At 46.5% G+C, this 12,977-nt stretch carries 10 protein-coding genes and 1 pseudogene; 8 read left to right on the top strand and 3 right to left on the bottom strand.

The window, feature by feature from the left end; genetic code table 11:
• The first annotated feature begins 33 nt into the window (after positions 1–33).
• Entirely contained in the window at positions 34–675 is a 642-nt protein-coding gene (gene nth / locus L5L91_RS10070) for an endonuclease III (RefSeq protein WP_168825144.1), read from the top strand.
• Between the two features lie 11 nt (positions 676–686).
• On the opposite strand, the pseudogene L5L91_RS10065 reads toward nth, so the two are convergent.
• A pseudogene (locus L5L91_RS10065) lies at positions 687–944 on the bottom strand (hypothetical protein).
• Positions 945–1,404: 460 nt separating this feature from the next.
• Between L5L91_RS10065 and gloA the strand changes: the two are divergent.
• Positions 1,405–1,815: a lactoylglutathione lyase gene (gene gloA, locus L5L91_RS10060; RefSeq protein ID WP_263236366.1), complete on the top strand. Its 411-nt coding sequence runs from the start codon at positions 1,405–1,407 to the stop codon at positions 1,813–1,815.
• Between the two features lie 158 nt (positions 1,816–1,973).
• Here the strand turns inward: gloA and msrQ are convergent, their stop codons facing one another.
• Positions 1,974–2,636: a protein-methionine-sulfoxide reductase heme-binding subunit MsrQ gene (gene msrQ, locus L5L91_RS10055; RefSeq protein WP_028760021.1), complete on the bottom strand. Its 663-nt coding sequence runs from the start codon at positions 2,634–2,636 to the stop codon at positions 1,974–1,976.
• A 46-nt stretch (positions 2,637–2,682) separates the two neighbouring features.
• The gene (gene msrP, locus L5L91_RS10050) at positions 2,683–3,717 is read right to left on the bottom strand and encodes a protein-methionine-sulfoxide reductase catalytic subunit MsrP (RefSeq protein WP_028760022.1); all 1,035 of its coding nucleotides are present in this window, start codon (positions 3,715–3,717) and stop codon (positions 2,683–2,685) included.
• Between the two features lie 253 nt (positions 3,718–3,970).
• Between msrP and rmuC the strand changes: the two genes are divergently transcribed.
• From rmuC to L5L91_RS10020, 6 genes are all read left to right on the top strand, one after another.
• On the top strand, positions 3,971–5,545 hold the full coding sequence (gene rmuC, locus L5L91_RS10045; protein ID WP_263236364.1) for a DNA recombination protein RmuC: 1,575 nt from the start codon (positions 3,971–3,973) through the stop codon (positions 5,543–5,545).
• Positions 5,546–5,626: 81 nt separating this feature from the next.
• A complete protein-coding gene (locus tag L5L91_RS10040; protein WP_263236362.1) occupies positions 5,627–7,552 on the top strand; it encodes a transglycosylase SLT domain-containing protein in 1,926 nt (641 codons plus the stop codon).
• Between the two features lie 239 nt (positions 7,553–7,791).
• The gene (locus L5L91_RS10035; protein WP_263236360.1) at positions 7,792–8,496 is read left to right on the top strand and encodes an EAL domain-containing protein; all 705 of its coding nucleotides are present in this window, start codon (positions 7,792–7,794) and stop codon (positions 8,494–8,496) included.
• 185 nt (positions 8,497–8,681) lie between these two features.
• Complete coding sequence (locus L5L91_RS10030; RefSeq protein WP_263236358.1) at positions 8,682–9,593, top strand: AAA family ATPase; 912 nt, start codon at positions 8,682–8,684, stop codon at positions 9,591–9,593.
• 71 nt (positions 9,594–9,664) lie between these two features.
• On the top strand, positions 9,665–10,771 hold the full coding sequence (locus L5L91_RS10025) for a DUF58 domain-containing protein (protein WP_263236357.1): 1,107 nt from the start codon (positions 9,665–9,667) through the stop codon (positions 10,769–10,771).
• Positions 10,768–12,891 (top strand): DUF3488 and DUF4129 domain-containing transglutaminase family protein, encoded by a 2,124-nt coding sequence (locus L5L91_RS10020; RefSeq protein WP_263236356.1) that lies wholly within the window; start codon positions 10,768–10,770, stop codon positions 12,889–12,891. Before L5L91_RS10025 ends, L5L91_RS10020 begins: the two co-directional genes overlap by 4 nt.
• Positions 12,892–12,977 lie beyond the last annotated feature (86 nt).

Below are 12,977 nucleotides of genomic sequence, written 5' to 3'. Positions count from 1 at the left end.
GAGTTGACACCCACCACAGCGCAGGAATCGTACATGAATCAAGAAAAACGTATCCAGATCCTCACTCGTCTTCGCGATAACAATCCCAAACCTGAAACCGAACTCAATTTTTCAAGTCCCTTCGAACTGCTAGTGGCAGTGACGTTATCGGCCCAAGCAACAGATGTGAGTGTCAACAAGGCAACAGACAAGCTCTTTCCTGTAGCAAACACAGCCCACAGCATTTATGCCCTTGGCGTAGAAGGTTTAAAGCAATACATAAAAACCATAGGCTTATATAACAACAAAGCCATCAATGTGATCAAAGCCTGTGAGATCTTAATTGAGAAATACAATGGCGAAGTGCCAGAAAACCGCGAAGCCCTAGAGTCTCTGCCCGGCGTTGGCCGCAAGACGGCTAACGTGGTACTAAACACTGCGTTTGGTTGGCCAACCATCGCCGTAGACACCCATATTTTTCGCCTCGCCAATCGCACTAAATTCGCGCCCGGCAAGAACGTAGTCGAAGTGGAAGAGAAAATGCTAAAAGTCGTGCCGGCGGAATTTAAAGTCGATGTACACCACTGGTTTATCCTGCATGGCCGCTACACTTGCCTTGCGCGCAAACCCCGCTGTGGTAGTTGTATCATTGAAGACTTGTGTGAATTTAAAGAAAAAATTTATCCTGAAGAGTAAACCCAAGCCAGTTAGCCTTGGCTTTTCTTCTCGAGCAAACTGACTAGCTCTTCATATTTTGGCCCTTGCCCAAATTGCGGCAAGGCCACTGCAAAAACCACGATTCCAAAGGCCATATAAATGGCGAATTCATTGACCCACAAGCCAGATATCGTCAGCCCAGTACCCAGCACGACTAATGCAATCACAGCTAATCACACTTTCTGCGCCATCTGTACTTTTCGCTTGGCCGACGCAATTAATGCTATTTCAGTTTCGCTAAACAACATCTTCAAATCCTTGTTAAGTTTTACATGCATTAAATCACAGACAAACAAAAAGCCGCAATAGCGGCTTTTTTGCTTAACTTGGAACTGGGTTAACTCAAACTTGTATTAGTCGTTAAAACATTGAAACAAAGAACGCACTGAAAAATAAAGCAATAACAACTGTGGTGCCTAAAGCCATTTTAAGTTCGGTGTTCATCATTCACTCTCCTAGTTGGTATGGCTACATTATTATCAACCCAGTGATAAAAACCCATGTTTGTATCTGTGTTTTGTGAGCGATAGCCAATTTATCGGCAATTTTCTCTTCTAAATCCTGAAAATTCCTCTTACAGACAATCATTTCCCTATCCTAAGCTTTAATCTGGGTCAAGCGCAGTAAAAACAATGGCTGACATTTATCGAGGTCCATCTACAGATTTTTGGTATACTCCACCCCGTAATCTATTTAGAGAGAGGACCTATGTCGCAACTATTACATACTATGATCCGCGTCGGTAACTTAGAACGCAGTATTGCTTTTTATACTGAAGTGCTCGGCATGAAGCTACTTCGCACCTCTGAAAATCCAGAGTACAAATATTCTTTAGCTTTCGTGGGTTACGGTGAAGAATCCACAGGCCAAGCCGTGGTTGAACTGACCTATAACTGGGGCACTGACAAATACGATTTAGGCACAGGCTTTGGCCACTTAGCGATTGGTGATGAAGATATCTATGCCCGTTGCGCAGCTATTACCGCAGCCGGTGGCAAAGTGACTCGTGCCCCTGGTCCTGTCGCAGGTGGTACCACTGAGATTGCGTTTGTTGAAGATCCAGACGGTTATAAAATTGAGTTCATTCAAATGAAATCAGCGACTCAAGGTTTAGGTTAAGTCCTGCCAACTGAACCCGAAAAATAGCTGAGCAAGACTATTTATTCAGCGAAAAATGCCGGATCTTCATTCGGCATTTTTGTTTTTATACTTTAGATCTCACCATAGGCACAAAGTAACATAAATCAAGCCAGTGATTTACTGCTCACGCCATGCGTTTAAACCGACTTTATCGAAGCTTTATCTTGTGTCAGCTTTCGCTCGGTTTTGTTCGCCACTTTACGGCTGAAATGACGTTTAAACCAAGGCGTGCGCCACAGCAGCAACACACTAAAACCTACGATATACAGGCTCGGTTCGATGATTTCTGATTTTACCGACCAGTAAAAATGGATTGGCGCTAATATCGCGACTAAATACACCCCATAGTGCAAGGTTTGCCAACGACGTCCCATCTTGCGCATCAAGGCTTTAAACGAAGTTATCGCCAAAGCGGTGACGATAAGATAAGCCACTGCGCCGACTAAAATATACGGCCGTTTTACCACCTCGCTAAACAGTAATTCCCAAGCAAACAACAGATCTAAACTAAAAAAGGCCAAGATATGCAAAGTGGCATAGGCAAACACATATAACCCCACTAAACGGCGGGTCTGCATCAACAGCCCTTGCTTGGTCAACTTGGCAATCGGTGAGATCAGCAAGGTCGCCGCTAGTGCATTTAATGCGCCTATGCCTGTGTAGTGGATAATGTGCTGCACGGGATCGCCGCCTGCACGGCCAAGCACCACTGTAAGCACAAGGTAGACGATGGGCACTAAACCCAACAAATGAAATAACGCTTTTAGCCAAAACAAGTGCTTAGCGGTTAATCTCAACATAGCTTGTCCCCGCTTAATGGCGAATCCCCAAACAACAAACCAATCATCAATAGTATTTCCTCAGATCCATGCCGTCATACAGTGAAGCCACAAACTCGCCGTAACCGTTGAACGGCTGGGTATCGATGCGGGTTGCTGAAAACAATCCCCCCTCGCCGATACGACGCTCTGTGGCCTGCGACCAGCGTGGATGATCCACCGCCGGATTAACGTTGGCATAAAATCCATACTCGTGTGAGGCAAGCTGATTCCAGCTGGTCGGCGGTTGTTTATCCATGACGCGAATTCGCACTATTGATTTAATACTCTTAAAGCCGTATTTCCACGGCACCACTAAGCGAATGGGCGCGCCGTTCTGCGGTGGCAAGGTTTTACCGTACAAACCCACCGACATTAAGGTTAAATCGTTCATTGCTTCAGCTATCGTGAGGCCTTCAACATAGGGATAATGAATACCGCCCCCCATTAATCGGCTCTTCTGCCCCGGCATTTGCTCGGGATCGAAGGCGGTTTCGAAGGCGACATACTTGCCCTTACTGGTGACGCCAACTTTTTTCAATAATGCCGCCAGCGGGAACCCCACCCAAGGGATCACCATAGACCAAGCTTCAACGCAGCGCAGGCGATAGTTACGCTCCTCAAGCGGGAACATTTTAGTCAGATCATTAAAATCTAAGGTCATGGGCCGTTCAACTTCACCTTCGATACGCAGTTGCCAAGGGTCGACTTTAAAGCCTTGGGCATTATTGAAGGGATCTTGCTTGTCCGTACCAAATTCGTAGAAATTATTATGCTGCGTCACTTTATCAAACGGGGTTAACACATCGGCGTCACCGTACTGCTTATTGGATTGAAACGTCAGTGGCGTAGTGATAAATGAGGACTTAGGTTGATCGCCAAATAGATCGAATAATCCAGCCTGCACATAACCGGGCACGCTGGCACCGATAGCACCGAGTCCCATGGCTTTTACAATTTGCCGACGCGAGCGAAATACCGCTTCTGGCGTCACTTGGTTGTCTTGCATGTGCCACTGCGCTTTTTTAAGAATACCTGGGGTAAAACGGGAATGTTTAGCCAATTGACACCTCTACCATCCAATGATTAAAGTCACCGAGTTGCGATAAAAACCTTCTCTGGCGCTCGTCTGTATCGCTCACTCTTATATAGACAGGTAAAAGCCAGAAAAACTTTCCACCCGCGAATAAATTCACCTTAAACGTATAAGACTTGCTCATTCAAGCATTAAGCGCAGATATAGTTGATTAAAGGGCTTGAAGCCAGTTGGGGGGCATGCGAACCTAAGCGCCAAAGCTAAAGGAGTGCTATTGATCATGCCATTTTCTCAATCTTTTTCTGTCGCCGAAATCATCGGCCTTCTCGCCATTGCCTTCTTAGGCCTGTTGATCGGTGCTCTGCTCAATCAAAAACTCACCCGCCAACGCTGGCAACTACACAAAGACCAACTTGAGCAAGAAATGCGTCAAGTAAATGAAGATGCAGAATTATCCTTAGCACAACAGCAAATTTTGGTCGATGACAAAGAAGCGCAATTACGTCAATACCAGCAACGCCTTGAGCTCAAAATTGAACAACTGGGCAAAGCCGAGGCCTTAGCCGAACGCGTTCCCACCTTAGAGCAGCAATTAAATGATAGCCAGCGCCGTCAGTTAGAGATCCAATTAGCCCTGTCGAAATCCAATGCCATGCAGCAAACCATTCAAGCCAAGGCCGATGCCCAGCAAGAATCGCTGCAGGATAAAATTGCCAGCTTAGAATCGGCCGAAGTGCGTTTACAAACCCAATTTGAAAACCTCGCAAACCGTATTTTTGAAGAACGTAGCGAAAACTTTAAGCACCAAAATGCCAGCCAACTCGAAGGCGTGCTTGGGCCATTGAAGCAACAGCTAGAAGGATTCAGACAGCAAATTCGTGAATCCTACACCCACGAACAATCCGAACGCAGCGCCCTCAAACATCAGCTTGAGCACTTAAGGGAGCTCAACCTTAAGATGAGCCAAGATGCCATCAACCTGACCAAAGCGCTCAAGGGCGATAACAAACAGCAAGGTAACTGGGGTGAAGTGATCCTCGATCGCGTACTGCAAGAAAGCGGCCTACGTGAGGGCCATGAGTACCATACTCAGCAAGATCTCAAGGATGATAGCGGTAAACGCTTTAAGCCGGATGTGATTGTGCATCTGCCAGAAAATAAGGATGTGGTCATCGATGCTAAGATGTCGTTGGTCAGTTATGAGCGCTACTTCAACAGTGAAGATCCGGCACTGCGCCAACAGGCGATTAACGAGCATGTCATTTCAATTCGCAGTCACATTAAAGGCTTAAGTCAAAAGGATTATCAACATCTGCATGGCCTTAAGAGTCTCGATTATGTATTGATGTTTATTCCTATCGAACCGGCATTTTTACTGGCATTGGAGCATGATCCTAGCCTAGTCAATTTTGCCCTTGAGCAGAATATCATGTTGGTTAGTCCAACGAATTTGTTGGTGGCCCTGCGCACAATTAACAATATTTGGCGCTACGAATATCAAAATCAACACGCACAAACCATTGCAAAACAAGCGGGTCGAATTTACGACAAGTTATGTGGTTATATTGAAGATATGGAAAAACTCGGCCGCGCCTTAGATAACGCCGAAAAAACCTATCACAGTGCAATGAACAAGCTGTCATCGGGCAAAGGCAACCTAGTGCGTCAAGCCCATTTAATGCAGCAGCTCGGGGTCGATACCAGCAAACAACTGGATAAAATGCTGCTAGAAAAAGCGCTCAATGAAGCCCAGGACGATAACGACACTCAGGATGACGACGCTGAACTTAATCTGTCGCATACCCGCGATCCTAAGGACACAGAACTCGAGCCTGTCGAGTGCGATGATAGATAACAAGAATTGAACACCCATTAATTACCTCAAATCGATACGGACATGTCGATTGATACCTTGATGCCCGGAGGCAAACGCTCCATGTGCAAAGCAGTTATAAATGTGGTTATATCCAGTGCAATATTGCTCGCAGGCGCATTGAATGCCCCTGCTGCACTTGCGTTAACATCAACGCAGAAAACCTTTCTTGAGGCTGAAAAAGCCCTGAAGAAGCAAGATTATGCAACCTATAAACCCCTACGGGCAAAACTAGGTAATTATCCGCTCGCGATTTATTTAGATCATGATATCGACATAGGTGCTCTTAATGCCTTACAGGGTTATGCAGCTAAAGCCTTGATTGAAAAATATGAAACCACACCCATGTACAATAGGTTACGGTCTAAATATTTAAACAATGCTGGTAGCCAAAAACGCTGGAATGATTATCTTGCGATCACCCCAGAAGCGCCTACCGACATCCGCCTGCAGTGTTATTACTATGAGGCGAAACTCGCCAAGGGCGATCTAAAAACGGCTTATGCGGCCGCACAATCACTTTGGGTATTTGGGGGTTCGCGACCAAAGGAATGTGATCCTCTTTTCAACACATGGACCAAAGCCGGTAAACGCACGCAAGATGTCGTATGGGCGCGAATGATGCTGAGTTTCGAGGCTGGCGAAACGAGTTTACTGAGTTATTTATCCCAAAAAATCACCACTCATAGTAACGAAGCTAAGCGTTTAGTCGCCGTCTATAAAGATCCCAATAGCCTGCGCCATACCGAAAAGTTTAAAGATAAAAATCCCATTGTCGGTGACATAGTTGCCGCAGGATTAAAACGCCTTGCCCGTAAGGATCTCGACCAAGCCATTAATTTGTATGAACGGTATCAAAAGGCCCATCGTTTTACCCCAGAACAAGCGCAGCAGCTGGATAAATACCTTGTTCGCCGCATTTTAATTGAACAAGATAATAACTATAAAAACTATGTCGACAATGTGCTCACTGAGCTGAAAAATGACGACTTATTTGAGCGCCGTTTAAGATGGGCTATCCGCGATCACGACATGCGCAGTATTGCCCGTTATTTGAACCTACTCCAACCAGAAACCTTGGCAAAGGAACGTTGGCAATACTGGCTTTATCGCACCAATGCCAAAGAAGCGCCTGAAAGCGCCATAAAAGCGCTCGCGACAATCAGTAATGAACGTAATTTTTACGGTTTTGCTGCTGCGCAGTTCTTAAATAAACCGGTATCACTCAATCAAAGCCCTGAGCCTGTTGTTGATGCCAATAGTCAAAAGTTAACCGATGATCTGGGTTTTGTCAGAGTGCAAGAGTTAATGGCGCTCGACCGTTATTTCGATGCTCGCTATGAATGGATGTCGCTACTAAAACGCAGTGACAATACGATGCGAGCACGCTATGGACGCTATGCCCATGAACAGGGCTGGTACGATTTTGGTGTTGAAGCCAGTATTCAAGGTAAGTTGTGGGATGATATTCCTCTACGCTTCCCTATGGCACACCAAGCCGGTTTTGAGCACGCCAGCAAAAAGCATAGGGTTAACATCGATGAGATCCGTGCGATTAGCCGCCGCGAAAGTGCATTCTATCTTTATGCGACCTCGGGCGTAGGTGCCCGTGGTCTAATGCAAATTATGCCTGCCACGGCCAAAGCTACCGCCAAAAAACACGGGGCCAGATATAGCGATCCAAAGGATCTCTACAGCGCAGAGCTTAACCTCAATCTTGGTAGCGCTTACTATGCCCAGCTGTTGAAAGAGTTTAACCAAAACCGCATCCTCGCCACGGCGGCCTATAACGCGGGTCCCTCTCGCGTGCGTCGCTGGTTATCAAACTCTGATGGCAAACTCGATGCCATGGGTTTTATCGAGGCCATTCCCTTTACTGAAACCCGTGAATATGTTCAAGCCGTCCTCAGCTATCGATTGATTTATGAGGCGCAAAAGCAAAAAGCACAGCCATTATTCAGCGAAGCTGAGCTTAAGTTTGCTTACTAACTCGTGACATGAAAAGGAACTCGATACTCAGCAGCATCGAGTTCCTACTTTTCAGCATACCCTAGGGTAAAGCTCATGCTTTAACCACCAAAAATTCTAAATGATATTCTCTAAATTCAAATAATTAGCAAAGCGAATAATTATTCAGCAATCACGCCGTTTTATCGAAAACTTGTTTGCACTGAAGGGCGTTAAATGCGAATAATTAGTATTAAAGCATTAAGAATCCCATTACACCCATGATTAACCTTAGTTCGTTAACCCTTAGCTGCGAATACCAACCCTTTGTCAATCCTCATACTTTAGCCATCGACGGCTATGAAGCCTTAGCACGCTTTTACTTGCCTAATGGTGATGCGGTTGCACCTAATATTGTGTTCGAGCAATTGCATGAATCCACAGAAATACTCGCTGCAGTTGAATATCAAGCCAAGGCATTTCAACTCATCCATGCGCCGAGTCAGCAGCGAATTTTTATCAATGTTGATCCCCACGCCGTCGATGGACCACATACCGCCAAGCTCATTCGTTTGCTGTCCCACTATGAACGAGTCACTGTCGAGATCATCGAAAACACCTGCATTAACGATGCCCAGCTGGCCAGTCAATTATTCACTCAATTTAAACAAGCTAAGATACATGTGGCGCTGGATGATATTGGTGCGACCCACTCCATGCTCAGTGTCGATCTGATGATGAACGTGGATTATCTTAAGTTTGACCGCCATTGGTTAACACACATAACACACCCCGAGGGAGCCCAATTATTAATTGCATTGGTCAACTTTGCCAAAAAGACCCACAAACAGTGCATTTTAGAAGGCATAGAAACTGAAGCTCACTTAGCCTTTGCGCGGGATATTGGTGTCGACTTTGTCCAAGGCTTTTTGTTTAAATCCTGGTTTATTCGCCCCACCAGCAGCCAAGCACTGTGCCTTACGTAAGATCAGGCTAAAACGGTTTACATTCGCGCCACCAGCCCACTCAAGACCAAATCTAATGCTGTCGAGTAATTGATTTAGCACTAGAAATGCCACTGGATATACGGGCGATGATCCGCCATAGTGATAACGCACATCAGCTTACAAGTGCACCTTAAGCACACTTCCAAATGTATTAGGAGTCGCCCGTGGCACAATCTGGGATCAGCGAATTACTACAACAACTCGAACAAGTATTGCTGGGCAAGCCTAGGCAAATTCGTCTCGCTTTAGCCTGTATTCTCGCCCGTGGGCACCTGTTGATTGAAGACTTACCCGGTATGGGTAAAACCAGTATTTCCCATGGTATAGCCCAAAGCTTAGGTTTGAGCTATCAGCGGATCCAATTCACCAGTGACATGCTGCCTGCCGACATTCTCGGCGTATCGATTTTTGATAAACATCAAACACAATTTATCTTTCATCCTGGACCAATTTTTAAGCAGATGATTTTGGCCGATGAAATTAATCGCGCCAGCCCTAAGACACAAAGTGCTTTACTCGAAGCGATGGCCGAACAACAAATTTCCGTCGATGGCATCACCCACAGATTGCCCAATCCTTTCTTTGTGATCGCGACTCAAAATCCCACCGATCAATCCGGTACATTTTCGCTACCAGAATCGCAGCTCGACAGGTTTATGATGCGTCTGTCTATTGGTTATCCAAGCCACGATGCTGAGCTCGCTATGCTTAAGAGCAATCATAACCACTTAACCTTAGATCAATTGCCCCAATGCCTGACACCGATGGCCTTAATGCAACTGCAAGAGCAGTGCGACAAAGTCAGCGCTTCCGATGCCTTACTCAATTATATTTTGGCCTTAGTGAGTTTTTCCCGTAGCCAAAGTGACAGCGTGGGGTTATCACCGCGTGCCACCAAAGCGCTATTACAAGCGGCTAAGGCATGGGCCTTTTTAGAAGGCCGACATTATTTAGTCCCCGAAGATGTGCAAGCGGTATTTTGTTGTGTAGCGGAGCATAGACTCAGAACCAGTAGCCAATTACAGGGTGAAGCCCTATCTGAGCGAATTCTCGCCAGTGTTAACCCTATTATGTAGCAAGATACTGTAATGAGAAGATATCGCTAAAGTATGCAGTTAACGCATTAAACTAAGGAAATAACTCAGAAGTGAAACGACTGATACTCCCGACTTTCATTCCGATGTTAGTCCCGATTTGGCAACGTTGGTTAGCAAGACGCTTGCCACCGAGTCCCGAAATAACCTTAAGCCATCGCAGTATTTTTATTCTGCCGAGCGGTTTTGGGTTAGTTTGGCTTGGTCTGGTTTTACTCTTATACTTATTCGGCACTAACTATCAAAACAACTTAGTCATTGGCCTCAGCATCTTACTCCTAAGCCTCTTTAATACCTGCATTCTATACAGTTACAAAAATCTGGCCGGCTTACATGTACGGGCCACGACGCCGCCCGAAGTCTATGCGGGCGAAACCTTAACTTTTCCTGTCCTTATCAACACTCACCATAGTGGCCATAACATACAACTTAACTATCCGCATAATCGCACTTATACGGTGCAGAACGTCGGCACAGATGAACAACAAGCGCTCGTGCCCTTCGAATATCATCAGCGGGGCCTAGTGTCACCGGGTCGGCTCAAAATTGAATCCTTCTATCCCTTAGGGCTTTGCCGCGCCTGGTCGCATGTGGATTTAGCCATTAGTCACTTAGTCTTTGCCCAGCCGATTGAAGCGCCGCTACAGCTTGAGGCTGATCATACTCAGTCGGAGCAAGATCCCCTGTTACTCGCGGGTAAACATGTATCGGGGATTGATGAGTTCAAAGGCCTTAAACCCCATGTGCTCGGCGAATCCCTCAAGCAAGTGGCATGGAAACAATGGGCACAGGGTCGCGGCATGCTGACTAAAGAATTCCAGCAGCCCCAAGGTGATCCCGTCTGGTTAAGGCTCAGACCCGATGCCAAACGCCTCGAAACCCAATTGAGTCAGCTAAGCTGGCAAGTCAATAAACTCACGCAACTTGAGCAGTATTTTGGCTTACATCTGCAAAACCCAATGGGAGACGATGTCTTGATCGCGCCCGCGATAGGCAATCACCATAGGATCGCCTGTCAAAAAGCCATTGCCTTATATCCACAATTAGCGCCTTCAGCGGCGAAGCCCCCATATCAGTCATCAGCCGCTAATCACCCACAAAAAACGAATCAAGCTCCCCGCAAGCAGCATCATATCCCTACTTCGAGGGAGCAAGTATGAAGTTAGCGGCCAATAGCATGACACCGCAAATCGGCGACAATATTAGCCGCCAGACACTTTTTTGGTTATTGATCACCAATATTGCGGTATTAAGCCCACTATTTGATAAAACCACGCCTTGGACTTTGGGCATTTGCGCTATCTGTTTGCTGTGGCGTGTGGGGATTTATGTCGGCAAAGTGGCAAAACCACCGCGTTTTTTGGTGACCAGTCTTGCGATCGGCGCCGCAACCACACTGGCACTCGTTTCAAAGGAAATAGGCTTACTCAATGCGCTAGTAAATCTGCTGCTGTTAGGTTATGCCTTAAAATACATTGAAATGCGTAATCAAAGGGATGTACGCGTTGTCGTCCTCGCGGGCTATTTTATTATCGCGCTGACCTTTATCGACCATCAATCCCTGCTTAATACCGCGCACTTGCTCGTGGTGACGTTGATCAATACCTGCGTACTCGTGACTTTGTATCAAGATAAGCAATCCTTAAAACACACGGCTTGGATAGGTGGCAAATTTTTACTCCAGAGCCTTCCCCTCGCGCTGCTGTTATTTTTAGTGTTACCGCGTCTTGCACCGCTCTGGTTAGTGCCCAACATGAAAGAAGCCCAAACGGGCTTGTCCGATAGTCTGGCGATTGGTGATATAGGTAAGCTCACCCGTTCGACTGAACTGGCCTTTAGGGCGAGTTTTACCAATGCAACGCCCATTAATGCCGAGTTATATTGGCGCGCCCTCGTGATGGAGAACTATGATGGTGTCACTTGGCGCCAAGAAGCGGGGATTAAACAGTTGCAAAAAGATGCGCTGCTGTTTCCGCCCTCACGGCCCAGCCCAGCATTGATAGGCAGTGAAGGTCAAGATGCTGCAAAACAAGGTGAGCAAAACAACAAGCTGAGTATTCGTTACCAAGTGATTGCTGAGCCGAGCCACCAGCCGTGGTTATTTGGTCTCGATGTGGCCTATAGCCAAGATGATAACGTGGTCAATATGCCCGACTATCGGCTGTTGGCGCTGCGCAATATCGATCAGCGAATGAGTTATCAAGTAGAGTCTTGGCCTAAGGCTAAGATGGATCTCAGGCTATCTGCGCGGCAAAGGCAGATTAACCTCGAACTACCGAGCCAAAGTAATCCACGCACTTTAACGTTAGCTGAGCAGTTTAAGACTCAGTATCCCGCGCCTAAGCCACGACTATGGGCCATGATGGGCCACTTTAATAGTGAGCCTTTTTTCTACACTCTCACGCCGCCTCCCCTTGGGCCGCAGCAAGTGGATGATTTCTTATTTGAAAACAAAGCCGGTTTTTGCGTGCACTATGCCGCAGCCTTCATTTTTATGGCGCGGGCCACAGGCTTACCCGCGCGTATGGTCACAGGCTATCAGGGCGGTGAATTTAATCCGCAAGCGGGTTACTACAGTGTGTATCAATATATGGCCCACGCATGGGCAGAAGTCTGGCTTGAAGATGAAGGTTGGGTGCGTTTCGACCCCACCGCTATGGTGGCGCCCAATCGTATCGAGCAAGGATTCGACGCCCAGTTTGATCCCGAGCAGAGTTACCTGCAGGAAAGCCCTTTTAGTAGCTTACGATTTAAATCCATGCCTTGGCTCAATGAGTTAAGACAACGTTTTGCCAGCATAGATTATTACTGGAGCGTGTGGGTACTGGGTTTTAACCAAGAGAAACAGAATCAAGTGCTCAGTGACATTTTAGGCGATGTGACTCACACTAAAATCGCGGTCTTTATGGGGCTCTGTATCAGCCTTATCGTGCTCTATATCGCCTACAGTGCGGGCTTATTACATTTTAGAGTTCAAGGCGATCCTATTAGCACTCGTTATCAACAGATCTGTAATCGTCTTGCACACCACGGCATTAAGCGCAAAGACAGTGATGGACCAAATCAATTTGCGCAGCAGATTATTGAGCAATACCAACACAGTGCACCAAAGCTTTGCACGCTGTTCCAAACCTTGACCCAAAGTTATGTAGCGCTGAAGTACCAAGATTTACCGGCTAAAGACTATCAAGCGCATTTAACCGCATTTAAAGCGGCGGCGAAGCAACTCAACTGGTTATTGCTCAGAGCCAAAGTGAAAGATAAGTTCAATCTAGCCTAGCATTCGTCAACTGAGCTGTAACTGACGATACCTCATCAGAGCAAGCAGCAATAAACACCTAAAATTGCGGGTTAATTCCACAGAAG

The organism is Shewanella sp. SM55, assembly GCF_025654025.1.
Taxonomy (GTDB): Bacteria; Pseudomonadota; Gammaproteobacteria; order Enterobacterales; family Shewanellaceae; genus Shewanella; species Shewanella oncorhynchi.
Note: the sequence above shows the minus strand (reverse complement) of the source record. Positions and strands in the feature narration are given on the sequence as shown.

What these genes read in the sequence shown, in the direction of transcription:
- rmuC (WP_263236364.1), top strand. Translation starts at nt 3,971, where the DNA reads ATGCCATTTTCTCAATCTTTTTCTGTCGCCGAAATCATCGGCCTTCTC.
- gloA (WP_263236366.1), top strand. Translation starts at nt 1,405, where the DNA reads ATGTCGCAACTATTACATACTATGATCCGCGTCGGTAACTTAGAACGC.
- L5L91_RS10020 (WP_263236356.1), top strand. Translation starts at nt 10,768, where the DNA reads ATGAAGTTAGCGGCCAATAGCATGACACCGCAAATCGGCGACAATATT.
- L5L91_RS10035 (WP_263236360.1), top strand. Translation starts at nt 7,792, where the DNA reads ATGATTAACCTTAGTTCGTTAACCCTTAGCTGCGAATACCAACCCTTT.
- msrQ (WP_028760021.1), bottom strand. Translation starts at nt 2,636, where the DNA reads ATGTTGAGATTAACCGCTAAGCACTTGTTTTGGCTAAAAGCGTTATTT.
- L5L91_RS10040 (WP_263236362.1), top strand. Translation starts at nt 5,627, where the DNA reads ATGTGCAAAGCAGTTATAAATGTGGTTATATCCAGTGCAATATTGCTC.
- nth (WP_168825144.1), top strand. Translation starts at nt 34, where the DNA reads ATGAATCAAGAAAAACGTATCCAGATCCTCACTCGTCTTCGCGATAAC.